Annotated in this window: 24 protein-coding genes; 11 read left to right on the top strand and 13 right to left on the bottom strand. The window is 70.4% G+C overall.

Annotated features, from left to right (window positions below):
• Positions 1-39: 39 nt before the first annotated feature.
• The 6 genes from BLR21_RS06085 (at position 40) to BLR21_RS06060 (ending at position 7,692) form a co-directional block, all read left to right on the top strand.
• The gene (locus BLR21_RS06085) at positions 40-2,259 is read left to right on the top strand and encodes a glycoside hydrolase family 9 protein (RefSeq protein WP_090004709.1); all 2,220 of its coding nucleotides are present in this window, start codon (positions 40-42) and stop codon (positions 2,257-2,259) included.
• A 116-nt stretch (positions 2,260-2,375) separates the two neighbouring features.
• Positions 2,376-3,329, top strand: a complete 954-nt coding sequence (locus tag BLR21_RS06080; RefSeq protein WP_256334497.1) for a glycoside hydrolase family 6 protein — start codon at positions 2,376-2,378, stop codon at positions 3,327-3,329.
• Positions 3,330-3,471: 142 nt separating this feature from the next.
• On the top strand, positions 3,472-4,623 hold the full coding sequence (locus BLR21_RS06075) for a Gfo/Idh/MocA family protein (protein WP_090004708.1): 1,152 nt from the start codon (positions 3,472-3,474) through the stop codon (positions 4,621-4,623).
• The gene (locus BLR21_RS06070; RefSeq protein WP_090004707.1) at positions 4,620-5,768 is read left to right on the top strand and encodes a dihydrodipicolinate synthase family protein; all 1,149 of its coding nucleotides are present in this window, start codon (positions 4,620-4,622) and stop codon (positions 5,766-5,768) included. The genes BLR21_RS06075 and BLR21_RS06070 overlap by 4 nt, the downstream gene beginning before the upstream one ends.
• Positions 5,765-6,574 carry a sugar phosphate isomerase/epimerase family protein gene (locus BLR21_RS06065; protein WP_090004706.1) on the top strand — a complete coding sequence of 270 codons (810 nt, stop codon included), beginning with the start codon at positions 5,765-5,767 and terminating at the stop codon, positions 6,572-6,574. Before BLR21_RS06070 ends, BLR21_RS06065 begins: the two co-directional genes overlap by 4 nt.
• Positions 6,562-7,692, top strand: a complete 1,131-nt coding sequence (locus BLR21_RS06060; protein WP_090004705.1) for a glycerate kinase — start codon at positions 6,562-6,564, stop codon at positions 7,690-7,692. Before BLR21_RS06065 ends, BLR21_RS06060 begins: the two co-directional genes overlap by 13 nt.
• A 29-nt stretch (positions 7,693-7,721) precedes the next feature.
• Here BLR21_RS06060 and BLR21_RS06055 read toward each other — a convergent pair whose 3' ends face one another.
• The 4 genes from BLR21_RS06055 to BLR21_RS06040 form a co-directional block, all read right to left on the bottom strand.
• On the bottom strand, positions 7,722-9,410 hold the full coding sequence (locus tag BLR21_RS06055; protein ID WP_090004704.1) for an RICIN domain-containing protein: 1,689 nt from the start codon (positions 9,408-9,410) through the stop codon (positions 7,722-7,724).
• A gap of 259 nt (positions 9,411-9,669) precedes the next feature.
• Complete coding sequence (locus BLR21_RS06050) at positions 9,670-10,659, bottom strand: BtrH N-terminal domain-containing protein (protein ID WP_090004703.1); 990 nt, start codon at positions 10,657-10,659, stop codon at positions 9,670-9,672.
• A 62-nt stretch (positions 10,660-10,721) separates the two neighbouring features.
• Positions 10,722-11,123 carry a hypothetical protein gene (locus tag BLR21_RS06045; RefSeq protein WP_090004702.1) on the bottom strand — a complete coding sequence of 134 codons (402 nt, stop codon included), beginning with the start codon at positions 11,121-11,123 and terminating at the stop codon, positions 10,722-10,724.
• Positions 11,116-11,496: a hypothetical protein gene (locus BLR21_RS06040; RefSeq protein ID WP_090004701.1), complete on the bottom strand. Its 381-nt coding sequence runs from the start codon at positions 11,494-11,496 to the stop codon at positions 11,116-11,118. The genes BLR21_RS06045 and BLR21_RS06040 overlap by 8 nt, the downstream gene beginning before the upstream one ends.
• 119 nt (positions 11,497-11,615) lie before the next feature.
• Here BLR21_RS06040 and BLR21_RS06035 point away from each other — a divergent pair, with 119 nt between their 5' ends.
• Positions 11,616-11,897: a DUF3040 domain-containing protein gene (locus BLR21_RS06035; protein WP_176929501.1), complete on the top strand. Its 282-nt coding sequence runs from the start codon at positions 11,616-11,618 to the stop codon at positions 11,895-11,897.
• 24 nt (positions 11,898-11,921) lie between these two features.
• On the opposite strand, the gene BLR21_RS06030 is transcribed toward BLR21_RS06035, so the two are convergent.
• Positions 11,922-12,251 carry a DoxX family protein gene (locus BLR21_RS06030; RefSeq protein ID WP_090005066.1) on the bottom strand — a complete coding sequence of 110 codons (330 nt, stop codon included), beginning with the start codon at positions 12,249-12,251 and terminating at the stop codon, positions 11,922-11,924.
• A 60-nt stretch (positions 12,252-12,311) separates the two neighbouring features.
• Here BLR21_RS06030 and BLR21_RS06025 point away from each other — a divergent pair, with 60 nt between their 5' ends.
• Together BLR21_RS06025 and BLR21_RS06020 are read left to right on the top strand one after the other, a co-directional pair.
• Positions 12,312-13,199 (top strand): LysR family transcriptional regulator, encoded by an 888-nt coding sequence (locus BLR21_RS06025; RefSeq protein WP_090004699.1) that lies wholly within the window; start codon positions 12,312-12,314, stop codon positions 13,197-13,199.
• 217 nt (positions 13,200-13,416) lie between these two features.
• A complete protein-coding gene (locus BLR21_RS06020) occupies positions 13,417-14,448 on the top strand; it encodes a beta-ketoacyl-ACP synthase III (protein ID WP_090004698.1) in 1,032 nt (343 codons plus the stop codon).
• On the opposite strand, the gene BLR21_RS06015 is transcribed toward BLR21_RS06020, so the two are convergent.
• The 6 genes from BLR21_RS06015 to BLR21_RS05990 all read right to left on the bottom strand — a co-directional run bounded on the left by BLR21_RS06015 (position 14,445) and on the right by BLR21_RS05990 (position 20,493).
• Positions 14,445-15,281 (bottom strand): alpha/beta fold hydrolase, encoded by an 837-nt coding sequence (locus tag BLR21_RS06015; RefSeq protein ID WP_090004697.1) that lies wholly within the window; start codon positions 15,279-15,281, stop codon positions 14,445-14,447. The genes BLR21_RS06020 and BLR21_RS06015 overlap by 4 nt on opposite strands.
• Before the next feature lie 73 nt (positions 15,282-15,354).
• Entirely contained in the window at positions 15,355-15,741 is a 387-nt protein-coding gene (locus BLR21_RS06010) for a hypothetical protein (protein WP_143027626.1), read from the bottom strand.
• 20 nt (positions 15,742-15,761) lie between these two features.
• On the bottom strand, positions 15,762-18,308 hold the full coding sequence (locus tag BLR21_RS06005; RefSeq protein ID WP_176929500.1) for a CHAT domain-containing protein: 2,547 nt from the start codon (positions 18,306-18,308) through the stop codon (positions 15,762-15,764).
• Entirely contained in the window at positions 18,305-18,772 is a 468-nt protein-coding gene (locus BLR21_RS06000) for a hypothetical protein (RefSeq protein ID WP_090004694.1), read from the bottom strand. The genes BLR21_RS06005 and BLR21_RS06000 overlap by 4 nt, the downstream gene beginning before the upstream one ends.
• Before the next feature lie 79 nt (positions 18,773-18,851).
• The gene (locus BLR21_RS05995; RefSeq protein WP_090004693.1) at positions 18,852-19,796 is read right to left on the bottom strand and encodes an acyltransferase domain-containing protein; all 945 of its coding nucleotides are present in this window, start codon (positions 19,794-19,796) and stop codon (positions 18,852-18,854) included.
• A gap of 268 nt (positions 19,797-20,064) precedes the next feature.
• Complete coding sequence (locus BLR21_RS05990; protein ID WP_090004692.1) at positions 20,065-20,493, bottom strand: hypothetical protein; 429 nt, start codon at positions 20,491-20,493, stop codon at positions 20,065-20,067.
• A 209-nt stretch (positions 20,494-20,702) separates the two neighbouring features.
• Between BLR21_RS05990 and BLR21_RS05985 the strand changes: the two genes are divergently transcribed.
• Positions 20,703-21,074 carry a YciI family protein gene (locus tag BLR21_RS05985; protein WP_030475756.1) on the top strand — a complete coding sequence of 124 codons (372 nt, stop codon included), beginning with the start codon at positions 20,703-20,705 and terminating at the stop codon, positions 21,072-21,074.
• Positions 21,071-22,309, top strand: a complete 1,239-nt coding sequence (locus BLR21_RS05980) for an RNA polymerase sigma factor (protein ID WP_090004691.1) — start codon at positions 21,071-21,073, stop codon at positions 22,307-22,309. The genes BLR21_RS05985 and BLR21_RS05980 overlap by 4 nt, the downstream gene beginning before the upstream one ends.
• 12 nt (positions 22,310-22,321) lie before the next feature.
• Here the strand turns inward: BLR21_RS05980 and BLR21_RS05975 are convergent, their stop codons facing one another.
• Entirely contained in the window at positions 22,322-23,416 is a 1,095-nt protein-coding gene (locus BLR21_RS05975) for an ATP-grasp domain-containing protein (RefSeq protein WP_090004690.1), read from the bottom strand.
• 337 nt (positions 23,417-23,753) lie between these two features.
• Positions 23,754-24,314 (bottom strand): hypothetical protein, encoded by a 561-nt coding sequence (locus BLR21_RS05970; RefSeq protein WP_090004689.1) that lies wholly within the window; start codon positions 24,312-24,314, stop codon positions 23,754-23,756.
• Positions 24,315-24,317 lie beyond the last annotated feature (3 nt).

Below are 24,317 nucleotides of genomic sequence, written 5' to 3'. Positions count from 1 at the left end.
GGTGGTGCCGGAAGACCTTCGACCCGAGAGGGCTCCGGTATGTCCGTGAAGACCAGGCTGCTGTCAGCCGGTTTGCCGCTGGTCCTGCTCGTCACGATCGCGCCTCAGGTGAACGCGGCCGAGGCCTACGAGCGGGTGCTCAACGGCACGTTCGACAGTGTGAAGACCCCGTGGTGGAGCAGTGGAATCGCTCCGTCCACTGTGGCCGGCGGCAGGTTGTGCGCGCAGATCCCCGGCGGTACGGCCAACCCGTGGACGGCGATGATCGGCCAGAACGACATCCCGCTGGAGGCGGGGCAGCCCTACACCCTGCGCTTCACCGCGACCGCGACGAAGAACGTCACGGTGCGGGCTGCGGTCGCGCTCGGCGTGGCACCGCACACCACGGTGCTGAACAAGCCGGCCGCGCTGACCGGCACGCCCCAGACGTTCGAGTTCACCGGCACGTCCACTGTGGCCACCCGGACCGGCGGCCAGGTCGCGATCCAGGCCGGTGGTGTGTCGGCCGAGCCGTACACGCTGTGCATCGACGACGTGTCGCTGACCGGCGGCATCATCCCGCCCGGCGGCGGCTGGGACTACGGCTCACCGGTGCGTACGAACCAGTACGCCTATCCCAGGACAGGCACCAAGCGCGCCTCGATCGTCAACAGCTCCGCGACGCCGCTCGACTGGCAGCTGCGCGACGCCGCGGGCACCGTCGTCAGGAAGGGGAAGACGCAGGTCAAGGGCAAGGACGCGATGACGCGCGACGACGTGCACATCGCCGACTTCTCGGCCTACAAGAAGGCTGGAAGCGGTTACAGCCTGACCGTCGGAACCGACAGCAGCTACCCGTTCGACATCACCGACAAGCCCTACGACCAGCTGCGACGGGACTCGCTCGAGTACTTCTACCACAACCGCAGCGGCCTCCCGATCGAGGCGAAGTACGTCGGTGAGGCCTATGCCCGGCCCGCGGGCCATGTCGGCGTCGCGCCCAACAAGGGCGACATCCAGGTGCCCTGCCTGCCGGGGGAGTGCGACTACTCGCTGGACGTGAGCGGCGGCTGGTACGACGCGGGCGACCACGGCAAGTACGTCGTGAACGGCGCGCTGGCGGCGTGGCAGCTGATGGACACCTACGAGCGGTCGCTGTACACGTTCGACATCGAGGGCTTCCGCGACGGCCTGCTGTCCATTCCCGAGCAGGACAACCAGCGGCCCGACGTGCTGGACGAGGCACGCTGGCAGGTCGAGTTCCTGCTGAAGATGCAGGTCCCGGCCGGCCAGCCGCTCGCGGGCATGGTCCACCACAAGATCCACGACCTGGCCTGGACCGCGCATCCGATGCTGCCGCACAACGACCCGCAGCCGCGGTACCTGCACGCCCCGTCGACGGCCGCCACGCTGAACCTCGCCGCCGCCGGTGCCCAGTGCGCCCGCGTCTACCGGATCTGGGACCGCACCTTCTCCGGCAAGTGCCTCGCCGCGGCCGAGACCGCCTGGAAGGCCGCGCTGGTTAACCCCGCCAAGTACGCCCCGAGGGAGGACAGCGTCGGTGGCGGCCCCTACGACGACACCAACGTCACCGACGAGTTCTCGTGGGCCGCGGCGGAGTTGTACGCCACGACGGGCAAGCGCGAGTATCTGGGCAAGATCACCACGAAGCTGACCTCGGCCGGGTTCTCCTGGAAGGACACCGGCGGGCTGGCCGACCTGACGATCATGCGCCTGCCGCTGAGGTTCCCGCTCGACCGCGTGCTCGCCGCCCGGTCACGGGTCATCAGCGTCGCCGACGGCCACGTGCGCGACCTGGGGTCGCAGGGCTACCCGAACCCGTACAAGCCGGCCGACGGCCTCTACGCCTGGGGTTCGACCAGCGCCACGCTCACCGCGTCGATGATCATGGCGATGGCCTACGACACCACGCGTGACCGCAGGTACAGCGACGCGGTGCTGGAGTCGATGGACTACCTGCTCGGCCGCAACGGCCTCAACCAGTCGTTCATCAGCGGCTACGGCGAGAAGGCCAGCAGGAACCAGCACCACCGGCACTGGGCGAACCAGGTCGACGCCAGGCTGCCGAACCCGCCCGCCGGTTCGCTCGCGGGCGGCCCGAACTCGGGCCTGCAGGACCCGGTCGCCCAGCAGAACCTGCCCGGCTGCGCCCCCGCCAAGTGCTACATCGACGAGCTGGGCTCGTGGTCGACCAACGAGGTCGCCGTCAACTGGAACTCGGCTCTCGCCTGGGTCGCGGCGTTCGCCGACACCCGCTGACCTCGCCTGCCCCAACACCCGAGAACTCCCACCGCCCCCGCTCGCACAGTGCCGTGCGGGCGGGCCCGCGGTGGGCGGAAGGAAGTACGAACAGTCCCATCGAGAGGAGATCCACAGTGCGGTGGATTGCCCGTTCGACGGTCGCGGTCTGCGCGGTCATGCTGCTGTCTCCGACACCCCCTGCCACAGCAGCCAACCCGCTCGACCTGACCAGTGGTTTCTACGTCAACCCCAACTCCGCGCCCGCCACCTGGGCCCGGAACAACCCGAACGACTCCAGGTCCGCGCGGATCCAGTCCTCGATCGGCTCCAAGCCGATCGCGCGCTGGTTCGGCAACGACGCCAGCATCGGTTCCACCGTCGCCAACTACGCGGGCGCGGCGGACGGGCAGGACAGGCTCCCCGTGCTCGTCGCGTACAACATCCCCAACAGGGACGCCTGCGGCGGCCACTCCGGCGGTGGCGCCGGCAGCGCGTCCGCGTACCGGACCTGGATCTCGGGCTTCGCGGCCGGGATCGGGACCAAGCCGGCGGTCGTGATCATCGAACCGGACGCGCTCGCCGCCTACAACTGCCTGACGGCGGCGCAGCGCACCGAGATGGCCGGGCTGCTCAGGTACGCCACCGAGCAGTTCAAAGCCAAGGCGCCCAACACCTACGCGTACCTCGACGCGGGCAATGCCGGATGGGGCACCCCGTCGACCATCGCGTACCGGCTGAACGAGGCCGGCGTGGCGAACATCCGCGGGTTCTCCGTCAACGTGTCGAACTACTACACGACCAGTCAGTCGATCACCTACGCCGGCTCGGTGAACAGCTTCCTGCCCGCCGCGAAGCCGTTCGTGGTCGACACCAGCCGCAACGCCAACGGGCGCAACTCCGACCCGGACGGCTGGTGCAACCCGGCGGGTGCCCAGCTCGGGGTGACCGCCCAGCGGGGCGGTGGCGCCGACATGCTGCTGTGGGTGAAGACGCCCGGCGTCTCGGACGGTCCCTGCGGCATCGCGCCGAACACGCCCGCCGGGACGTTCAACCCCGATCTCGCCATCCGGCTGATCGACGGCACCTGATCGAGGGCCAGGGGCACGGTAGGAGTCCAGACCCGCGTGCCCCCGGCGTTGCGGACTGTAGCGGGAAAGCGCTTACCATCATAGTTGGCAGTCGGAGCGAGCCGTGTACGGTAACGCGGAAAACGCTTTCCAAGGAGGTAGGATGGCAGTGCGCACGCTCGGCGTCGTGATGAACGGGGTCACCGGCAGGATGGGCTACCGGCAGCACCTGCTGCGGTCGGTGCTCGCGATCCGTGAGCAGGGAGGAGTGCTCCTGCCGGACGGGTCGCGCGTGCAGCTCGATCCGTTGCTCGTCGGCCGCAACGAGGACAAGCTCGCCGAGATGGCGAAGCTCCACGGCCTGACGAAGTGGACGACCGACCTCGACGCCGCGCTCGGTGACGACGCGTACCCGCTGTACTTCGACGCCCAGCTCACCGCCGTGCGCGAGAAGTCGATCATCAAGGCGATCGACGCCGGCCGGCACATCTACACCGAGAAGCCGGTCGCCGAGTCGGTCGAGGGCGCGCTGGACCTGGCCCGCCGGGCGGCGGCGGCCGGGGTGAAGAACGGCGTGGTGCACGACAAGCTCTACCTGCCGGGTCTGCTGAAGCTGAAGAGGCTGGTCGACAGCGGCTTCTTCGGCCGGATCCTGAGCGTGCGCGGCGAGTTCGGCTACTGGGTGTTCGAGGGCGACTGGCAGCCCGCGCAGCGGCCGAGCTGGAACTACCGCGCCGAGGACGGCGGCGGCATCACCGTGGACATGTTCTGCCACTGGAACTACGTGCTGGAGAACCTCTTCGGTGCCGTGCAGGCGGTGACGGCGCGGACCGCGACGCACATCCCGGCGCGCTGGGACGAAAAGGGCGCCGAGTACCAGGCCACGGCAGACGACGCGGCGTACGCGATCTTCGAGCTCACCGGGGGAGTGATCGCCCAGCTGAACTCGTCGTGGTGCGTCCGGGTGCACCGCGACGAACTGGTGGAGTTCCAGGTCGACGGCACGCACGGCAGCGCGGTCGCGGGCCTGCACGGCTGCCGGATCCAGCCGCGTGAGGTGACGCCCCGGCCGGTGTGGAACCCCGACCTGCGCGAGACGCAGTCGTTCCGCGACCAGTGGCAGGAGGTGCCGGACAACGGCGAGTTCGACAACGGCTTCAAGGCGCAGTGGGAGCAGTTCGTGCGTCACGTCGTCGCGGACACCCCGCACCCGTACGACTTCCTCGCGGGCGTGCGCGGCATCAGGCTCGCCGAGGCCGGTCTGAAGTCGTCGGACGAGGGCAAGCGGATCGTGCTGGGAGACGTGGCGGTATGAGCATCCTCCTGCCCGGCTCGCAGGAGCCGTACGTACTGCGTGAACCGACTCCGTGGGGCAAGCCCTCGGCGCCCATCAGGTCACGCGTGGCGTTCGCGGCGGCGCACGTCGTCGCGGACCCGTCGGGGAACAACGCCCCCGGCGAACCGGCGGTCGTCGACTGGGACAGCACGCTCGCGTTCCGCAGGCACCTGTGGTCCTACGGCCTCGGGGTCGCGGAGGCGATGGACACCGCGCAGCGCGGCATGGGCCTGGACTGGGCCACGACACAGCAGCTGATCCGCCGGAGTTCGGCCGAGGCGGTGGCGGCGGGCGGCCGGATCGCCGCCGGTGCCGGTACCGACCACCTCACCGCCGACGTGTCCGATGTGGACTCCATCCTGCGCGGCTACTCCGAGCAGCTCGAGGTCGTGCAGGAGGCCGGCGCGCAGGTGATCGTGATGGCCAGCAGGCAGCTGGCCCGCGTGGCGTCCGGGCCTGCCGACTACCGGCGCGTGTACGACAAGCTCCTGCCCCAGGCGGAGCGCCCGGTGGTCCTGCACTGGCTCGGCTCGATGTTCGACCCGGCGCTCACGGGGTACTGGGGCAGCACCGACCTGTCCGTCGCGACCGAGGCGTTCCTGGACCTGGTGCACGAGCACGCGTCGCGGGTCGACGGGGTGAAGGTGTCGCTGCTCGACGCCGAGCATGAAAAGGCGTTGCGAGCGCGTCTGCCCGAAGGTGTGCGGCTGTACACCGGGGACGACTTCAACTACCCCGAGCTGATCAAGGGTGACGGCGAGGCGGCGAGTGACGCGCTGCTCGGCATCTTCGCGGCGATCGCGCCGGCGGCGTCAGCGGCCCTGCGGGCGCTCGACGCCGGTGACCTGAGCGCGTACGACGAGGCGTTCGAACCGACCGTACCCCTGGCGCGGCACGTGTTCGGCGCCCCGACGTACTACTACAAGACCGGGATCGCCTTCCTCGCCTGGCTTTCCGGGCTGCAGCCGGGGTTCTCGATGGTCGGCGGCCTGCAGAGCGCACGGTCGCTGCCCCACCTGGTGGAGACGTTCCGGCTGGCCGACGCCGCCGGGTTGCTGCCAGACCCGCCGCTCGCGGAGCACCGGATGAACCTGCTGCTCGACGTCCACGGAGTCGCGAGATGAACCGCCTGTCGCTCAACCAGAAGACCATCAACTCCAGCACCCTGCCCGAGGCGATCGACGCGTGTGTCGCCGCGGGCATCGAGTCGATCGGGGTATGGCGCGAGCCGCTTGCCGCGGTGGGCGTCGAACGCGGCGCCGAGCTGATCGCGCAGTCCGGGCTGCGGGTGTCCTCGTTGTGCCGCGGTGGTTTCTTCACCGGGCCCGACCGCGCGGCCGTGCTCGCCGACAACCGGAGTGCCATCGACGAGACCGCCGCACTCGGCGCGGACTGCCTGGTGCTCGTGGTCGGTGGCCTGCCGGACGGGTCGCGTGACCTGCCGGGAGCACGGGCTGTCGTCGCCGAGGTGCTGGGGGAACTCGCGCCCTACGCGGCGGAACGCTCCGTGCGGCTCGCGTTGGAGCCGATGCACCCGATCTACTGCGCGGACCGGGGCGTGCTGTCGACGCTCGGGCAGGCGCTCGACCTGGCGGAGCGGTTCGATCCCGAGGTCGTCGGCGTCGTCGTGGACACGTTCCACGTGTGGTGGGACCCGGACCTGGAACGCCAGATCGACCGCGCGGCCGGGCGCATCGCGTCGTTCCAGGTGTGCGACTGGATCACCCCGCTGCCCGCCGACACGCTGCTCGCCCGCGGTGTGATGGGCGACGGCCACATCGACTTCCGCCGCATCGCCGATCTCGTGGCGAAAGCCGGTTACACCGGCGACGTCGAGGTGGAGATCTTCAACGCCGACCTGTGGGCGCGACCGGCCGGCGTGGTGGTGCCGCTGATCGCCGAACGCTTCGCGGCGACATGCGCGTCCTGATCGCCCCGGACTCGTTCAAGGGCACCATCGACGCCGCCGGAGCCGCTGAAGCCATCGCCGCCGGCTGGCGTGCGGTCCGGCCTCACGACGAACTCCGGTGCCTCCCGCTCGCGGACGGTGGTGAGGGCACGCTCGCCGCCCTCACCACCGCCGGCGCGGAACTGGTTCCGGTCCGCGTGCTCGATCCGGTGGGCCGCGCGATCGACGCCCACTGGGCGTTGAAACGGGACGGGACGGCCGTGGTGGAACTGGCCGCCGCGGCAGGCCTGCCCCTGCTCGCGCATCCCGCTCCGCCGGCGGCCGCGGCAGGCTTGCCCTTGCTCGCGCAACGCGCTCCGCTGACCGCGAGCACCTTCGGCTTCGGGCAGTTGCTGCGCGCCGCGGCCGAACACCCCGGCACCCGGCGGATCGTCGCCGCGCTGGGAGGTTCGGCCACCACCGACGGCGGCGCAGGCGCGCTGACCGCCCTCGGCGCGGTGTTCCGCACCGCCGAGGGCACCCCGATCGCCTCCGGCGGCGGTGGCCTGAACACGATCGCCTCGGCGGACCTGTCCGCGTTGGTCCCGCCGGGCGACGTCGTGTGCCTGGTGGACGTGGACACTCCGTTGCTCGGCCCTACCGGCGCCGCACGCAGGTTCGCTCCCCAAAAGGGCGCGGACGCCGACGACGTCGTCCTGCTGGAAGCAGGCCTGGCCAGGTTCGCCGCTGTGCTCGGCGGCGACCGCGACGCCCCCGGCACCGGTGCGGCGGGAGGGACGGCGTTCGGACTGGCCACGGCCTGGGGCGCACGTCTCACGCCTGGTGCGCGGTTCGTCGCGGACCTCGCCGGACTGCCCGCGGCACTCCGCTGGGCCGATCTGCTGATCACCGGGGAGGGCAGGCTCGACGAGCAGAGCTGGTCGGGCAAGGTGGTGGGCCACGCCATGACGTGTTTCGACAACGTGGCGTTGGTCGTCGGGTCGTGCGCCACGGAGGTGCCCGACGGCGTCGCGTGCGCGTCTCTCACCGAACTCGCGGGGGATGGCCGCCTGGCACGGCGGGAGCCTGCCCGCTGGCTCGCCGCGGCGGGAGGCTGGCTCGCGGCGGCGGACCAACGCAGGCCGGGCCCGCACGGCTGACGTGCGGACCCGGCCTCGTTCGGGGTGGGTCAGAGGGCGACGGGCCTGCCTCCGAGGGTGACGACGAGCTTGCCGTCGGAGGCGAATGACCAGCCGAGCGCCCCGGTGTAGGAGCCGCACCGGGAGCCGTTGGTGCCCAACCAGAACTGGTTGGAGGTGTCGGCGTTCCCGACGGTCTTGTCGTTGCTGCCACTGCCGCTGCGGCAGGACGTGTTGGTGCGGAAGACCGAACTGCCCGCGTCGAAGGAGAAGTTGCGCTCGGCGTTGTCGATGCTGAGGTTGTTCGACACGGTCATGGTGCCGGGGTTGCGGTTGTAGGTGAAGCCGTGCTTGCCGTTGTCGAAGGCGATGGTGCGGCGGATGACGTGGTTGACGCCGATGTCCTCGCCGCCGAGCTTGAAGCCGTTGCGGTCACCGTTGCCCGCCTGGCCGCCGTTGCTCAGCGTGCCGTTCTCGTACGCCAGGGAGTCCTCGATGGTGACGGCGCCGATCGGGCCGGTGTCGGACTTGGTGTAGAGGTCCCAGCCGTCGTCGATGTTGTTGTGCGCCACCGAGTAGCGGAACACGTTGCCGGGGCCGGAGGTCAGCTTGGCGGCGAACCCGTCGGCGTCCTCCCCGTCGGAGTCGGCGTTGTCGTGCGACTCCGCGCCGAGGATGAGGTTGTTGGCGGGCCACTGCTCCTTCGGCGTGCTCGACAGCATCCGGGAGAGCTGCAGGCCGGTGTCGCGGTTGAAGCGGGTGATCGTGCGTTCGAAGATGTTGTTGCTGCCACCCACGAAGATTCCGTTGTCGCCGGCCCGTTCGACGATGACGCCCTGGACGTGCCAGTACGAGCCGTTCACGGCCAGACCGCGGTTCGCCGGGGCCTCGGCCTGCGCCGAGAAGTTCAGCACCGGCTTCTCGCCCTGGTAGGCCGTCAGCTTCTTGCGCGCGCTCGCCGTGCCGTTGTTGGTCGGCGGGATCGTCACGGTCTGCGAGAAGCTGTACGTGCCGCCGCGCAGGAAGATCGTGCCACCCGCCGCCACCCGCGTGAGGGCGGACGTGAGCGTCGTCGGATCCGAGAGCGTGCCGGAAGCGCCGTCACGACCGGTCGGCGACGCGTACAGCGCGTCGGCCGGGGGCACGCCTGTGGTGGTCGTTGTTGTTGTCGTGGTGGTTGTGGTTGTGGTGCTGGTCGGCCCGCCACCGGCCGGTGCGAGAGTCCACTGCTTGGTGGCCACGCCATCGCAGGAGTTGGTCTGCACCAAGGCTCCTGCGGTCGTGGCGTTGTCCTTGACGTTCATGCACTTGCCGCCGTTGGCGTTGACCAGGCGGTGGTTGCTCCCGCTCGCGGTCAGCGCCCAGACCTGGCTCCGGGCACCGTTGCACGCCTCCAGCTGGATCGGCTTGCCCGCGCTGGTCGACGCGTCGCGCACGCCGACGCACAGGTCGCCCGCGGTGATCCGGAACCCGCCGCTGACCTCGGTCAGCACCCACGTCTGGCCGGCGCACGCCTGCTGCCGGAGCTGCGTGCCGCTCGACGGGCTCGCCCCCGCGTCGAGACACTGCCCGCTGCCGGCGTTCTTCAGCACGTACGTGCCCGCCGCGTTGGCGAGCGCGGCGGTGCCGGGCCAGGCCGCGAGCATGGTGACCAGCGCGACGACCGCGCCTCCGGACACCAGTCCAGCGCGCACGCGACGTTTTCTCGCCAGGCGGGCAGGCTGTTCTGAAATTCCCATGGAGACTCCGCTTCCAACACTGAACGAGAAAGAGGTCCGGCCGGATGTGAGGCCATTTCTCGTCGGATGTTAGGAGGCTCTCCGAGGACCGGTCAACGATGAAATTCCGCAAGGTCAGCGGCCACTCGAATCGAATGAATCGAATGGACAGGTCAGTGTGCTTCGAATGGATCACCGGTCTGTTCGACGAATTCGGAATGGTCATACTTGTGAACAGCGGGAGGTTCATGAGCGTGAATCTTCGGGACTTCTTCGTGGTTTATCGCGAAAGACTCCCGGCCAGGATCTGCATGGCACGGCGTTCCCGGTCCGCGAGGTCGAAGAGGATCGCCGAGGCCTGGGTCAGGGGTTCCTGGTCTCCTGTACGGCCGGCGTCCGTGATGAGGCGTGACACTTCGGTCCACAGTGGAACGGTCTCGGCGTACAGCTGATGCCCCAGACGGAGGTTGTCGTCGTCCACGACCTCGGTGCACTCGGCGAGGAAGTCGCGGTACATGGCGCGGAACAGGGCACCGCCGGTGCCGCCGCGTTCCATCAGCGTGCCTGCCAGCGGCAGGTCGCGAGCAGGGTCGCCGGAGCGGTCGAGCCACCGCGTCACCTGCCGGGCGGCCTTGCCGATGCCGCGGTGACCGAGGTTCGCGATGGGCGGGTTCAGGAACGCCTGCGCGTTGTTGACGATCGAGGTCCGGACAGCCGCGCCCAGATCAGGCCGGCCACTGGGCTTGGTGACGGTGTAGGAGAGGTTGCGGGCGGTCATCGGCCCGCGTTCGTTGCGAGCGCGTTCCAGGCTCGCCAGCGTGGTCCGTACGGCGCCGCCCTGCTGCGCGGTGTCGACCAGGAGGGCGTGGTCGTCGTCGTAGCCGTACAGGGCGACGAAGTGCCCTCCGAAGTGGACTTTCTCGGTGAAGTGGTCCAGGTGGTACGAATCCAGTTGCAGGCCGACGGGTCTTCCCTCGGCGAGCGCGGTGGCGACGTGCTGCCACGCCTTGCGCGGCGAGGCCGTCTGCTGGACGTGCAGCGTCAGGCCCAGCCGGTCGGCCGCGGTCCGGGTGATCGCCATCGGTTTGACGCGACCGCCGAGGAACGGGAAGTCCAGGTACTTGGCGTCCCAGTAGACGAAGCCCAGGCCCTCGCCGAGGCCGAACAGCATGGGTTCGGAGATTTCGACGCCCGCGTGGTGCAGCAAGGCACCGAGAGCGGTGGTTTCGCAGTGCCGGCCGTCGGGGAACGAGACGTTGGCGAGGATCATGTGCTTCCTGGAGGGCTGGTGGCGGCTGGCTGGTCACTCTCGACCCTCACACCGTGTGAGGGTCAACCCTGATCCACCTGGCTCCGGGGTTCAGCCGTCTTCCGCAGCCACCACAGGCCGAGGACCGGCAGCACGAGCGGGACGAACCCGTAGCCGATGCCGAAGGACGACCACACGGTCGCGTCCGGAAACGCCTGCGGGACCACGAGGCTGGCCGCACCGACCAGCAGCACGCCGGCGAGTTCGACGGAGCACGCGAGGTACGCGATCCGGCGGCTGTCCCGCGCGAGGGCGATGGTGGCCAGCACGTAGACGACGGCGGCGAACGCCGACAGCACGTACGCGACCGGTGCGTCGGAGAAGCGGGTCCCGATCTGCACGGCCGAACGGGACGTGGCGGCGATGGCGAAGATGCCGTAGACGGCGACCAGCATCCGGCCGGGCCCTTGGTGCGTGTCAGCCATGGCCTGCCCAGATCTGGCCGAGGCGCACGATCATCACCGGAACGCTGAGGCACGCCACCACCAGCACGCCGGCGCTCCACCGGGTGCGTTCGGCGGCCGACCAGAGGACCGCGACGGGCAGGATCACCACCGGGCCGAGCAGGTAACCGGCGAACGACCAGCGCTCGATGTCGCGGTCGGTGCCGAGCAGCGACGCGATGCCGGCGACGGCCTGGACGAGCAGGCCCAGTTCGAGCACCGCGAGGCCGCCCACCAGAGTCCAGGACAGCTTCGTCAACGGCAGCAAAGGTCTGTTGAGCGCGATCAGCAGGGCAGACCACGCGGCGCCGACGAGTGAGAGCACGGTCAGGACCGTGGGCAGAACATCGATCATGAGGCTCTTCCGAGGACGAAGGGATCTACAGTGTGGCACCCGCGTGTGATCGGGAACCTTCACTGGTCCCGTGCGTTGACTCTGGTGAAGCCCTGAGCCACCCAGCGGGAGGACCGGACGTGAAACTGCCGGACCACGAGCAGCAGGAACTCGACGAGATCGAGCGCCACCTCGCCGAGGACGACCCGAAACTGGCCGCCAAGCTCAACCGCCCGGCACCCAGGGTGCCGCGCCGGACCGCGGTCGTCGCCGGAATGCTGTCGCTGCACGTCCTCGGCCTGCTCGTCGTGGTGGCCGGGGTGACCTCGTCCTCCGTGGTGCTGGTCGCGCTCGGCGCCTGCCTGATCCTCGGGGTGTTCGGCGGGTTCGCGGTCCGGGCCTGGCGCGAGCGCGAGGAGTAGGGGTTCAGGCCGGCCAGTTCGGCGTCACCACTGACTGACGAGCGAGGCGGCGGCAAGCCCCAGAAACACGGCGGGGTACGCGATGTCGCGCAGCGCTTTCCGCCGCACGTGCAGCGCCACCGCCCCGACGAAGAACAACGTCAGCCCGCCCGCCGCGGCGACACCGACGTGAGGCACCCCGGCGAGCCCGGCGGCCAGGCCCAGGGCGCCGGCGGCCTTGAGCACGCCGAGCGGCAGGATCCATTCGGGCGGCAGATCGAGCTTCCTCGCGTTGTTCCGCACGAACTCGGCGCCGGCGAAGTCCGCGGTGGCCGCGGCCGCGTTGAGTGCGATGGTGACCAGTTCGAAGATCATGTACCCACTGTCGGCGGGGAACACGTGCCGGTCCAATACCTGTCGCCATAACCTGGCGGAATGGACGTGGACACGAGGCTGCTGCGCTACTTCGCCGCCATCGCCGAGGAGGGCAACCTCACGCGCGCGGCGCAACGCCTGTTCGTGTCGCAACCAGCGCTGACCAAGCAGCTCAAGCACCTGGAGTCCCACCTGGGCGTGCGGCTCTTCACGAGGTCCAGCACGGGCATGACGCTGACCAGCGCGGGCCACGCGCTCGCGGCGCGGGTGCCGCCGGTGCTCGTGGCCTGGGACGAGGCGGTGGCCGAGACGAAGGCGGCCTCCCTCGTGCTGCGCGTCGGGTTCCTGTCCAGCGCGGCGAACGAGGCGACGCAGGACATCGTGGCGGCCTTCCGCGAGCGCCGGCAGGGCTGGCGGGTCGACATGCGGCAGGCGCCGTGGTCCGACCCGACCGCGGGTCTCGCCACCGCGGAGGTGCCGGTCGCGCTGCTGCGCCTGCCGTTTCCCGGGCAGGAGTCGTTCGGCGTGCGGTCGTTGTTCCGCGAACCTCGTTGGGTGGCCCTGCCTTCCACGCATCCGTTGGCGGGACGCGACGAGATCGCCTTCGCCGAGCTGGTGGACGAGCCGGTCGTCGCCGCGCCCGGAGGCACCGGGGTCTGGCGCGACCACTGGCTCGCGGTGTCCGAAAGGGATGGTCGGGAGGTGCGCGTCGGCGCCGTGACGGAACAGCCCGACGAGTTCCTGAGCGCGATCGCCCACGGGTACGGCATCGCGCTGGTTCCGGCGTCCACCGCCCGTTTCTACGCGCGGCCCGGTGTGGTGTACCGCCCGGTAACCGGTGTCAGCCCCAGCGAGGTGGGCGTGGCGTGGCAACCGGACGCGGACGAGGCCGTCACCGACTTCGTCCGGTGCTGCCTGGCACTCGCCCGGACCGACGCGGAGGCGTGACGGCTGTGCAAGGCGCGCACGTCAGGGAGTTGTACCGGTGAGTAGGGCCCTGGGATGCACTGTGGACAGCGCGAACCTGAGTGGCTTTCATGTCAGCAATCCTTGTGCGCCAACGGATCTCGCTACCGGCGAGTAACCATCGGCGCCACGTGACGAACCGCACCGGGCGTGCCCCCACCCTGTCCGGCTCGGGTACTTTCGGCCTTGGTTCATCCACATGCTGAGAAGAGACGACCCGTTGACCGAGCACGCCCCGCGCCCGATTCCCGTCCTGGAAGCCGTAGCGGGCTGCGTGCCGCCCAGGGTGGTGTCGAACGAGGACCTGCCGCAGCACTGGGAGACCAGCGACGCCTGGGTGCGCAGGCGTACCGGCATCGGCACCCGGCACTGGGCGGGGGAGGGCACGTCCACAGGGGACCTCGCGCTGACCGCCGCGGAAGCCGTGCTGGCCAAGTGCGCGACCAGGTCGGTGGACCTGGTGCTCGTGACGACGTCCACGCCCGACCACCCGATCCCCGCGATGGCGCCCGCGCTGGCCGCGAAGCTGGGTCTGGCCGGGGTCGCGGCGTTCGACGTCTCCGCGGTGTGCACGGGGTTCGTGTACGGGCTGGCCACGGCGAGCGGGATGATCGCGTCGGGAATCGCCCGGCGGGTGCTGCTGGTCGCGGCCGACGTCTACTCGACGTTGATCGGCCCGGACGACCGCAGCGCCGGCGTGGTGTTCGGCGACGGAGCCGGTGCGGTGGTCCTGCGCGCGGGTGAGCGCGGCGAGCCGGGGGAGATCCTCGGCTTCGACCTGGGCAGTGACGGTGCGGGCCACGACCTCATCACCGTGCCGGGCGGCGGTGCGCGCGACCGGGCGGAGCCGGGCCGGTTCGGAGAGCAGGACCGGCACTTCCGGATGAGCGGGCGCGAGGTCTACCAGCACGCCGTCGCCCGGATGACCGAGTCCTCGCTCGCCGTGCTGAAAAGCGCGGGATGGACGACGACGGACGTCGATCGCGTTGTCGCGCATCAGGCCAACGCGCGGATCCTCTCGTCGGTCGGCAGCCGACTGTCCATTCCGGACGAGAAGATCCTCGGCAACATCGAGAGGGTCGGCAACACCGGTGCCGCGTCCATCCCGCTCGCGCTCGCGGATGCCGTGGCACGCCAGGAGATCCACGCCGGGGAGCGGGTGCTGCTGACCGCGTTCGGCGGCGGTCTCACCTGGGGATCCGCCGTGCTCGTGTGGCCGGAAGCCGACTAGGCGCGCGTCAGCGTCTCGGCCAGGAACGGCAAGGAGAGCGCGAGGACCTCGTCGGGCGTCTGCACGTGCGGGTAGTGCCCGGCACCCTCGATGATCGCCAGCTCACCGCGTCCCCGAGGCAGGTCGGCGACGACCTTCTCGCCCTCGGCGCGCGGGTCGGCCCAGTCGGGATCGGCGCTGCCCATGACGACCAGGACCGGACAGGTGACGTTGGCCAGCTGCGCGCCGGCGTCGGCCGGGCTGCTCTTGCCCATGGCCTGCAGGGCCTTCATCCGGCCGGGTTCGCGCAGCTTGGATTCGATGCGGGCGAGCTCGGCGTCCCAGTCGGCGGGCTTGGCCGGCGTCGCCAGGTCGAGGTACCTCTTCCAGCTCTCCAGGCTTCCGCCGACCAGGACCTTCGCGAGCTGCGTGTAGCCCGCGCGGAAACGCTTGACGCGCACCAGGCCTGCGAGGTCGAGGGACTGCGCGCGGGTGAACGGCGCGAGCTCGACGACGCCGGTGATCACGTCGGGCGCGGTGGCGGCCGCGATGGTCGCGGCGCCGCCGCTGATCGACTGACCGATGATCACGGCGGGGCCGCCGAGGTGGCGGGCGACGGCGACCAGGTCGCCCGCGATGTCGGTGCGGCTGTAGCCGTTCCACTCCACGCTCGAGTCACCGCAGCCGCGGATGTCGACGTTCGCGACCCGGTACCCCCTCGCCGCCAGCGCCGGGGCGAGGAAGCGGTAGGAGTGGCGGCTGTCGCCGATGCCGTGCGCCAGCACGACGAGAGGCCCCTGCCCGGTCACGTCGTACGCGATCGTGCCGCCGTCGATGTTCAGGTACTCGGTCATGCCGTCCTCCGCTGCAAAAGCTAACGTTCTTAGCTAGGAGCTAAGCTCATTAGCCAGCCCGTGTCAACGGGCGTCAGCGGCCGGAGGTGAGTTCGTCCGGCGGATCGCATTCCCGCACGACCCACTGGTTCTTCGCGTTGTCCCAGGAGACCCGCAGCCACTCGTCGCCACGAGGAGGAAGCCGGACCAGCTTCAGTCGTTCGGTCATCTGAGGGGTCATCCGGGACGGCATCCGGAGCACGACCCGGGTGTCGTCGGAGAACAGGGTGACCGTGCCCGAGTCCTTGATCTCGTCCTTGGTCCGCTTGCGGTCCGGCCTGGACAGCAGCTCCTTGATCTTGGCGTAGACGTCCTCGCCGCCCTTGGTGACGATCGCCTGGACGAACGGCAGCAGCGCCGAGCCCGCGGCCGCTCCCATCAGGACGTCGAGCACTCCGCGATCGGACTCGTCATCGGTCATGTCGACCATGATGCCGGAGATCAACCTCCGACGTGCACGAACGGAGCCCACTGTGCGGTGGCACGGGTTCCGCGGACCTGCTGGACGGCCGTGTGGAGCGCGATCGCGGGTGACGGGGTCACGGCCAGCGCGTCGTAGTAGTGGCTTGCGACGAGCTGGGCCGTGCGGTCGCCGACCGGCCAGAGCGTTCCGATGACGTGGCGGAAGCCCGCCATGTGGAAGGCGCCGGTGATGTGCAGCGACTCGTCGGTCAGCTCCGGTGGTGCCGCGCTGGTCTCGCACGCCGACAGGAACGCGATCTCCGCGCCGGCCAGGCGCAGGCGCGCGATGTCGTTGACGCTCAACGGTTCCTCGATGTGGTCCCACAAGACCAGACGACCTTCGCCGCCGGCGCTCATGGCGTGACACGCGAAATGCGCCCAGCGGTGACGCGACAGGGCTTCCAGGACCGGTCGCCGCAGGGCGCGGTGCGCGGTGAGGACGTGCGGGCGCGGGAAGCGCGTCGCGATGTCGTCCGCCTCGTCCTGCGCGGCCGGGAGGTCCGGCACCCCCGGCGCCGACGGCACGGCCACGACCAGCGGGTCGTCCGGCCGGGTGATCGCGGACGCCTTCCACACCGACACGAGGCTGCGGAGGGTCGGCGCGTAGGACGAGACGAACCTGTCCATCACGTCACCGGCGGCGTGCAGCGGCAGCGCGGACATCGGGCCCGTCGGTATCCACCACAGCCGGGTCTGGCCAGGACCGGTGGGAAGCGTCAGGCGGTCGGCAACCGCCCGCCCCAGCCAGGACAGGGTGGAGTCGATCTCGTCCGCGGGGTCGCGGCGGAACCGCTCCGCGCGGTCCGCGAGGTCGTCGAGCCTCACTTCCGGCAGGGCGACGGGCACGACGTCCCCTTCGGCGATCACCAGCGCGTCGCACCGCAACGCGCTCACGTTCACGATGACCACCGGGCCGCGCCCGACGGCGTTCACGAGCTCCTCCACCGCGGGAGGACGCAGGAACCGCGCGAAACCCGGTAGCGACCGGATGGAGTCGACCAGGTGGTTCCACTCCTCGGTCAGTGCGTGCCTGCGTTCCCCGCTCAGCCCCGCCCCGTCGTGGAAGGAACTGTCCAGCACGGTCCGCAGCTCGTCGAACCGCCGCGCGAGATCCGGGTGCTGTTCCTCGAGATCGGTGATCTCGGTCCTCGCGTCGAGCGCGTGCCCGAGCATCACGCCCCGGCCCTGCTCCAGCAGTGCCACCGCGAGCCGCGGATCACCGGCCTGGATCGCGCAGGCCGCGGCGTCGGACGCGAGCCCGGCGAACGCGGCGAGCGCCCGTTCGCGGTCGGCCTGCGTGACGTGCCTGGGTGCGGTGCGCGGCAACAGTTCGACGGCCAGCCGGAACGCTTCGAGCGCCGCCTGCCAGTCCTGGATCCGCGTCATCTCGTACGCCCACAGCCTTGCCGCCTCCACGCGCATACGAGGCGGGAAGTCGCCTTCCCCGGCGACCTGCCGGTACAGCGCGAGCGCCGCGGCACCGTCGCCGCGGATGGCGAGAGCGAGACCGTGTTTGAGCATCGCGTCGGCGCGGGTGGGATGCCCGTGCGGCGTGGACCGGACCGCGTCCTCGGTGGCTCGGACCAGCCGACGTGCCGTGCGCCGCAACCGAAAGGGAGGCCGGCCGGTGCCGGGCGCGAGCCGGTGTGGCGCCCTGCCGCTGCCGTGCGACGACACCAGTGCCAGCCGCCGGCACTCCGCCAGCACGGCAGAGCGTTCCGCGCGGTTGGGGTGGCCGGCCGGGCTCTCCTTCAGTGCCTGGCGAACGAGGTCCGTCGCGGCGCGCAGGTCCTTCTGCCGTCCGGTCGCGCTGTGGCGGGCGAGCAGGACGAGCGCGAGGTTGGACTGGAACCGGGCCCTGAGTGAGCGCGTCCGTGCCCGCGGCACCACCGCGCCCGCCAGCACCGCGGCTTCGTCGAGCAGACCTATGTCCCTTGTGGACTGGAACCGCAGCCGCAGGGCTTCCGCGAGGTTGGACTTGGCGTTGACCAGGTCGTCGCTGCCCGCGTCGGCGGCCTCGACCGCCTGGCGGAACAGCACGATCGCGCTGTCCAGCGCGGAGCTGTCACCGAAGTGCAGGTGCAGGGCGAGCAGGCCGTCGGCCTGGTTGTTCAGACGTGCGGAACACCGGCGGTGCCGCGCACCCGTCACCTCCACCGCGTGACGGCTGGCCGCGACCGCCTCCATCAGGTCGGCGCGCGACCCCGTCACCCTCCACCGCAGCCGCAACGTTCCCGCGAGGTTGGCCAGGTACGAAGGCAGGCGCTCGGTGTCGCCGGGATGCCAGGCGACCGCGTCGCGCAGCAGTGCGACGGCCTCGTCCAGATCCCCTCGGCCGCCGAGCACCTCGTAGCGCGACCACAGCGCGATGGCGAGACCGTTCGCGACGGCTCCATCCATTCGTGACGACGCCAATGCGCGGAAACCGTCGATCGCCGCCTCGAGCTGGGACCGCTGTCCCGTCCGTTCGAAGGCTTGGAAGTGTTCGCAGGCACGCTCGTAGTCGCCGCCGTCCCGCCAGATCATGAGCGACGATGCCGTGCGCAGTCCGCCGCCGTGCTCGGGTCGCCATGTCCCACATGGCATTCGGCCATCCACGAGCCGACGCCGAGCATCAGCGGTATGTCTCCCATCGGGGTGCTCAGCGACGGGGATCGGCCGATCGCGGGACACGGCAGCATCCCTTCCCTCAGCACCACCGACAGGTACTCGTCGCGCACCCGTTCGACCCTGTGGTCGCCGAGCGGGAGCACGTCACCGATCCTCGTGATCGCGAGCAGGACGGCGCAGTGCGGGCAGGCGTTGCCGTCCGCGTCCGCCACGATCCGGAACGGCTTCTTCCGGTCTCCCCGGCGCGCTTCCCACTTGACGATCACGGTGCCGCCCACCTGGTACATCAGGTAGAGGTGCGTCATGTCCGGGCTGATGCCCTTCGTCACCGCGTCCGCGAAGCCGCTCACAGTGACCTTCCGCGTTCCCCGTCCGAACATCCGGCTGGCCCCTCTCGTCACGAGCCCGTCACACTACGTGACTGTTCGTGCGCGCGGACCAGAACGGATGAACTCGCTATCAGATCGGGAAGTGACCGCTGCGCCAGTACCAGTGACGGCCTGCCCGCAGGTGGTCGACGACGGCGCGCTGGAGCAGCGTGCCGCGCGGCAACCGGTCGAGCGGGGTGGTCAGGCTGCGGAACACGAACCGCCGCACCTCGACGTCGGCGTCCAGCCCTTCCTGCTCCTCGTAGGGCTCCAGCTCGAACCTCCGCTGGAACCGGACGATGTTGGACTCCGCCGGCAGGTACTCCTGCAGTTGCGGGTCGAGCAACCACGAGCCGCAGGAGAACGCCGTGTAGTGCTCGTCGGGGAAGTGCCGGGGGAAGAACGCGCGGGCCTCGCCGAGTGACGCCGTCACCGCTTCCGGGGTCATCGGCCCCGAATCGGGGATGTGCAGCGAAATGGCGGCGTCGCCGCGCTGGTGCTGCAGCCGGCCGAGCTCGTAGACGCCGCCGCGCGCGTGCAGCGTCAGCCAGCTCTGCATGACCGGCCAGCCCTCCCGGTGCATCCGCCTGTCGACCGCGAGGTTGCGGCCCAGGTCCGCGAGCGTCGCCCACGACACGGTGTCGGCGATGCCGTGCTCGCGGTGGTACCTCGTGACGACGCCGACCAGGGCGAGGTACGCGTACACGTAGAGGTGCCGCCAGGCCGGGCCTCGTTCGCGCGGCAGCTCAGGGCCGGGGGACAGCCACTGGTGGCCGCCGAGATCGGCCAGGACCAGGGCGGTCGAGCGGTCCAGCAGCCAGCGCAGCTCCGGTGTCCACAGTGGAGAGCCGGCGTCGGGCCAGCCCGCCATGACCTCGGCGGCGTCGTCGGGCCGCACCGCGAGCCGCTCGAGGATCGCGGGCGCCTCGGCCCTGGCGGGCAGCGGGGCGGACGGCCGGTCGCCGGCGAGCCGGTGCACGCGGTCGACTTCCTCGACGGGAACTCCGAGCAGGGTGGCGGTGCGCTCCAGATCCACCCGACGACCCTACCGGTCCTGGACTACTCGAATGCGCTCGAAGAATTCGTCTTTTCAGCGACGAACAATGCGCCGCCTTCCTGGTCGAACACATTCGACTTTTCTTGACCGCCCGTTCGCGATCCCCCTCACCTCGATCTCGTCGAAGCCATGCTCGCGGTCTTCAAGTTGCGCGCCGTGGCGATCAACGTCTGGCCGGGACTGCTGACGCCGCAACGCTGATCAGTGTCACGGTGAGGTGAGTTCCGTCGACAACCGGCTGGCCTGCTCAGATCCGGGTCATGGTGGACCGGTAGCCGCCCCCGCCGGGGTAGACCCATTCCCCGGTCACCACCGTGCCGTCGGCGTTGAACGTGCCCCGGTAGTACGCGGGGCTGCCTTTCACGCCGCCCCAGATGGTCAGCGTGTCGCCGTCCAGTTCGTAGACGTAGTCGAGGGTGTTGCCGGTCGAGTCGTAGAACCGGGACACCACGTCCGCGCCGGCGGGTTCGCCGAACGGGCGCAGGTTGCCGATCACCTCCATGCCGGTGACCGGCTGGCCGAACTGGGTGAGCTCGACGTGCTGGAGCAGGAAGAACCGGCCGGTCATCCACTCGTACCGCACGGTGCCCTCGACGCCGCCGGTCACGGTCCACGCGCCCACCAGCCGGTCCAGCGCTCGCAGGTCGGCGCTCGGCTGCACAGTCGTTTCGGACATCTCGTTCTCCTTGAGGTCGGTTGTCGTGTGTGCCGGTACCTCGGAGCCGCCGCACGGGCCTCGACACCACGCGGCTATGACTCAGGTCACATTCGGATCGTGTCGAGACGGGGGAGCCGGCGACGTGGTTGCGCGAGCACGTCGAAGGTCGCTGCGTGCCGCCGCCTGAGCGTCGTACCGTTGCCTGGGCTTGATCGAGAGGAATCGCCGTGAAGTACCTGCTGCTCAGCTACACCCCGGCCGCCGCGTGGGACGCCGCCACCGCGGACGTCCCGTCCGAGGAGGCGCTGGCCGCGTTCGCCGTCTACCAGGAGTTCGAACGAGAACTGGTCGCGAGCGGCGAGTTCGTCACCAGCGAGGGCCTCGGTCACCCCGCTGTCAGCACCACGGTCCGCAGGACCGCGGGGGGTGTGGTGGCGACCGACGGGCCGTTCGCGGAACTCAAGGAGGTCCTCGCGAGCTTCGCCGTGATCGACGTCGCGAGCCACGAGCGTGCGGTCGAGATCGTCGCGCGCATCGTCGCCGCGCTGGGCGAGCCGATCGAGATCCGCCCGATCATGGGTGAGGACTTCGGCGCGTGACCGGGCAGGTCGAGCACCTGCTGCGCACCGAGGCGCCGCAGGTGCTCGGCGCGCTCGTGCGGCGGTTCGGCCAGTTCGACTCCGCTGAGGACGCGGTGCAGGAGGCTCTGCTCGCCGCGAGCCGGACGTGGCCTGCCGACGGCGTCCCGGACAACCCGCGCAGCTGGCTGATCCGCATCGCCTACCGCAGGATGGTCGACCTGCTGCGCTCCGACCAGGCCCGGCGCCGGCGCGAGCAGGAAGCCGGTCTGGCCCTGTACGAACCGTCCGGCGACGCGGGACCGCCGGCGGACGTCGACGACAGCCTCACGTTGCTGCTGCTGTGCTGTCATCCCTCACTGCCGGCCACTTCGCAGGTGGCGCTCACGCTGCGCGCGGTGGGCGGTCTGACCACGGCCGAGATCGCCCACGCCTACGGCACCACCGAGAACACCATGGGCACGCGGATCAGCCGTGCCAAACAACAACTGGCCCGCGCCGGCGCCCGGTTCACGCCGCCCGCCGACAACGACTGGTCGGACCGCACGGCGGCCGTGACGCAGGTGCTGTACCTGATCTTCAACGAGGGCTACACGACCTCCTCCGGCGACGAGCTCACCCGCGTCGACCTGACCCAGGAGGCGATCCGGCTCACCCGCCTGCTGCACGGCACCCTGCCGACCGCCGAGGTGACCGGCCTGCTCGCGCTGATGCTGCTCACCGAGTCGCGGCGACTGGCCCGCACCAGCGCCGACGGCCACCTGGTTCCCCTGGAGCAGCAGGACCGGACGCGCTGGAACGCCGAACTCGTCGGGGAAGGCACCGCGCTGATCGACAGCGTCTGGAACCGGCAGGAGGCCGGTCCCTACCAGCTGCAGGCCGCGATCGCGGCCGTGCACGCCGCGGCGGAGTCACCCGAGCGGACGGACTGGCCGCAGATCGCCGCGCTCTACCTCTGGCTGGAGCGGCTCACCCCCACCGCACCGGTCCAGCTCAGCCGGGTCGTAGCGGTGGCGCACGCCTACGGCCCGACCCGAGGGCTGGCCCTGCTCGACGACCTCGACCGGCGCCACCACCTCGGCCGGAATCCCCTGACGCACCAACGGGAGCGCGCGGTCCGGGCGCACCTGCTGGAGATGACCGGCGACACCGGCGGCGCCGCCGCTCTCTACCGCGAAGCAGCCGCCCTCACGGACAACCAGCTCGAACGGCGCTACCTCCACGACAGGGCCGACCAGGTGGACCACAGCACCTGAACCCCGTCCGCGTCAGTGGTTGTACATGGCTTCCAGCGCGGTGCGGCGGGTAGCGACGTCGTGGGGATCGTCGCCGAAGACGATCAGGTGCAGGGTGGTCTGGTTGATCGGGTTGTCGGTGCGGCGGGTGTCGTGGCCGCCGGTGACGAGCAGCCCTCCGCGCACCAGTGCGGGCCTCAGCGCGGCCAGCAGCGCGGAAATGGGTGCGGAGGTCGTGAGTTTCGTGGACTCCGACGGGCGGTCCAGGTCGTCGGGGCGGATGGTGTGCAGCGCCAGCAGGGGAATGGACCCGCTGGTGATGCGGAAGTTGAGGTCGAGCATGACGAGCCTGCCGTCGTGGGTCTGGGCGCAGTCGAGGCTGCACATGCCGCGGTAGCCGACGTCGGCGGCACGCTGGGCGATCGCCAGGCATTCGGTGAGCAGGTCGGCGGGGAGCGGGACGACGAGCCCGAAACGGCCACCGGTGTAGACGCCCTCGGCGTCGATGCGCTGGTCGGTCACGGCGAGCAGGCGGGCCTGGCCGTCGGCGGCGACGTAGAGCTGCACGCCCCAGTTGCGGTGGATGTTCAGGTACTCCTCGACGACCACCTCGCTGAGGATGTCGGTGAACGCGGGCAGGTTCACCAGCTCCCCGGCCCGGTGCAGGTAGACGTCGAGGCTGGCACCGTGGGCCGCGTTGGTGGCGGCCTTGAGCACCCAGGACTTCTCGGCCGGGGCGGCCTCGGCGAGCTCGTCGGTGGCGACGATCTGGCGGCGGGCTTGGAAGCGCGGGTCGACGAACGTGCTGATGCTGGCCTTGTTGTTGAGGTAGCCGACGAGCTCGGCGCTCTTCACGGAGCGTTCGTCCGGGTACAGGCTCGTGGGCTGCGGATATTCCATGGACAGCAGCAGGCCGTCGCTGAGCGCTTCGGTGACGCGGAGGGCGAACTCGGCCTCGCTGCCGAACTCGCGCGGGTCGGTGCCCACGGGCAGGCCGCCGTCACGCATGGCGGCGATCAGGTTGGGTTCGGTACCGCCCGCGCTGGTGATGACGGGGGTGTCGGCGGCGATGGCGAGGGGGCGGGCGGACAGGACGTCGCGGGTGTTGCGGTGCCTGCTCGACGGCACCGCCGGTTCCTGGGCCGGGCGTGCGCAGACGGCGATGTCGGGGCCGTAGATGTCGGTGAGGGTCCGGGGGGCGGCCGGGGTCGGCGTGAGCGCGGAAGCGGTGATGGGAGATCTCCCTCGTGGGGTGGTGCTTGTACCCGGTCCTGGGCGTGGAGTGGTGCGAACTGACCGGGAGCGGTGAAACGCGCCTGGATGAGGCGGCGTCCGCTCCGGGGTGAAGGCGCGCCTGCGGGTGTGGCCCCGCGGCGGGCGTACCTGTCCACTGTCTCACGTTTCGCGAGGTCCAGGGTGATGCCGGAGACGCGGGAGTTGCGGCTCACGTGCGGACGGCCGTCGTTCATCGGCTGCGGCGGTCGACGGCGATCCAGTTGGTCTCCCACGTCGCTCCGCCGTCACCGGAGAACGCCTGCTCGAACCTGGCCTGGTCGGGCCCCTGGCGGAAGACGAGGAAACGCACCTTGATCGGACGGCCGCCCAGCTGGTCGTCGCCGAGGAACTCGCCCACACCGTCACGGAACCCGCCGAACACCGCCGGCGTGAGCACGCCGTCGCGCATGCTCGCGAAGTTCAGGCTCCACCGCTTGGCCTGGGGTTCGTACAGCCGCAGGTTCAGGCCTTCGATGCGCCCGCTCGGGCCGGCGACCTTCAGCTCGACGACGTTCGCGCGCCGGTCCATCAACGGACGCACGACGCTGGTGCCGCTGAAGTGGAGCCATTCGTCGGCGGACTCCGACAACGGCTCGGCGAGCACGCGCACGGTGGTGCGCCAGCTGCCGATCTCCCAGTCGAAGTCGCGTTGGCCGTCGGTGGTCTGCGAGGCGTTCCCGGAGGAGGCGGTCGCGGCCACCAGGAGAACGGAGAGGATCGCGACGAGGATTCGCTTGTGTGGCAAGGTCATGGC

Origin of the sequence: Lentzea albidocapillata subsp. violacea (genome assembly GCF_900100275.1) — a bacterium.
GTDB classification, from domain to species: Bacteria; Actinomycetota; Actinomycetes; order Mycobacteriales; family Pseudonocardiaceae; genus Lentzea; species Lentzea violacea.
The sequence above is the reverse complement of the archived record's forward strand: the minus strand, read 5'-3'. Positions and strand labels throughout refer to the sequence as shown.

What these genes read in the sequence shown, in the direction of transcription:
- BLR21_RS06030 (WP_090005066.1), bottom strand. Translation starts at nt 12,251, where the DNA reads ATGATCTTCGAACTGGTCACCATCGCACTCAACGCGGCCGCGGCCACC.
- BLR21_RS06070 (WP_090004707.1), top strand. Translation starts at nt 4,620, where the DNA reads ATGAGCATCCTCCTGCCCGGCTCGCAGGAGCCGTACGTACTGCGTGAA.
- BLR21_RS05970 (WP_090004689.1), bottom strand. Translation starts at nt 24,314, where the DNA reads ATGACCTTGCCACACAAGCGAATCCTCGTCGCGATCCTCTCCGTTCTC.
- BLR21_RS06065 (WP_090004706.1), top strand. Translation starts at nt 5,765, where the DNA reads ATGAACCGCCTGTCGCTCAACCAGAAGACCATCAACTCCAGCACCCTG.
- BLR21_RS06005 (WP_176929500.1), bottom strand. Translation starts at nt 18,308, where the DNA reads ATGATCTGGCGGGACGGCGGCGACTACGAGCGTGCCTGCGAACACTTC.
- BLR21_RS06055 (WP_090004704.1), bottom strand. Translation starts at nt 9,410, where the DNA reads ATGGGAATTTCAGAACAGCCTGCCCGCCTGGCGAGAAAACGTCGCGTG.
- BLR21_RS06045 (WP_090004702.1), bottom strand. Translation starts at nt 11,123, where the DNA reads ATGGCTGACACGCACCAAGGGCCCGGCCGGATGCTGGTCGCCGTCTAC.
- BLR21_RS06085 (WP_090004709.1), top strand. Translation starts at nt 40, where the DNA reads ATGTCCGTGAAGACCAGGCTGCTGTCAGCCGGTTTGCCGCTGGTCCTG.
- BLR21_RS06010 (WP_143027626.1), bottom strand. Translation starts at nt 15,741, where the DNA reads ATGACCGATGACGAGTCCGATCGCGGAGTGCTCGACGTCCTGATGGGA.
- BLR21_RS06050 (WP_090004703.1), bottom strand. Translation starts at nt 10,659, where the DNA reads ATGATCCTCGCCAACGTCTCGTTCCCCGACGGCCGGCACTGCGAAACC.
- BLR21_RS06060 (WP_090004705.1), top strand. Translation starts at nt 6,562, where the DNA reads ATGCGCGTCCTGATCGCCCCGGACTCGTTCAAGGGCACCATCGACGCC.
- BLR21_RS06075 (WP_090004708.1), top strand. Translation starts at nt 3,472, where the DNA reads ATGGCAGTGCGCACGCTCGGCGTCGTGATGAACGGGGTCACCGGCAGG.
- BLR21_RS06015 (WP_090004697.1), bottom strand. Translation starts at nt 15,281, where the DNA reads ATGACCGAGTACCTGAACATCGACGGCGGCACGATCGCGTACGACGTG.
- BLR21_RS06000 (WP_090004694.1), bottom strand. Translation starts at nt 18,772, where the DNA reads ATGTTCGGACGGGGAACGCGGAAGGTCACTGTGAGCGGCTTCGCGGAC.
- BLR21_RS06020 (WP_090004698.1), top strand. Translation starts at nt 13,417, where the DNA reads ATGCTGAGAAGAGACGACCCGTTGACCGAGCACGCCCCGCGCCCGATT.
- BLR21_RS05990 (WP_090004692.1), bottom strand. Translation starts at nt 20,493, where the DNA reads ATGTCCGAAACGACTGTGCAGCCGAGCGCCGACCTGCGAGCGCTGGAC.
- BLR21_RS06025 (WP_090004699.1), top strand. Translation starts at nt 12,312, where the DNA reads ATGGACGTGGACACGAGGCTGCTGCGCTACTTCGCCGCCATCGCCGAG.
- BLR21_RS06040 (WP_090004701.1), bottom strand. Translation starts at nt 11,496, where the DNA reads ATGATCGATGTTCTGCCCACGGTCCTGACCGTGCTCTCACTCGTCGGC.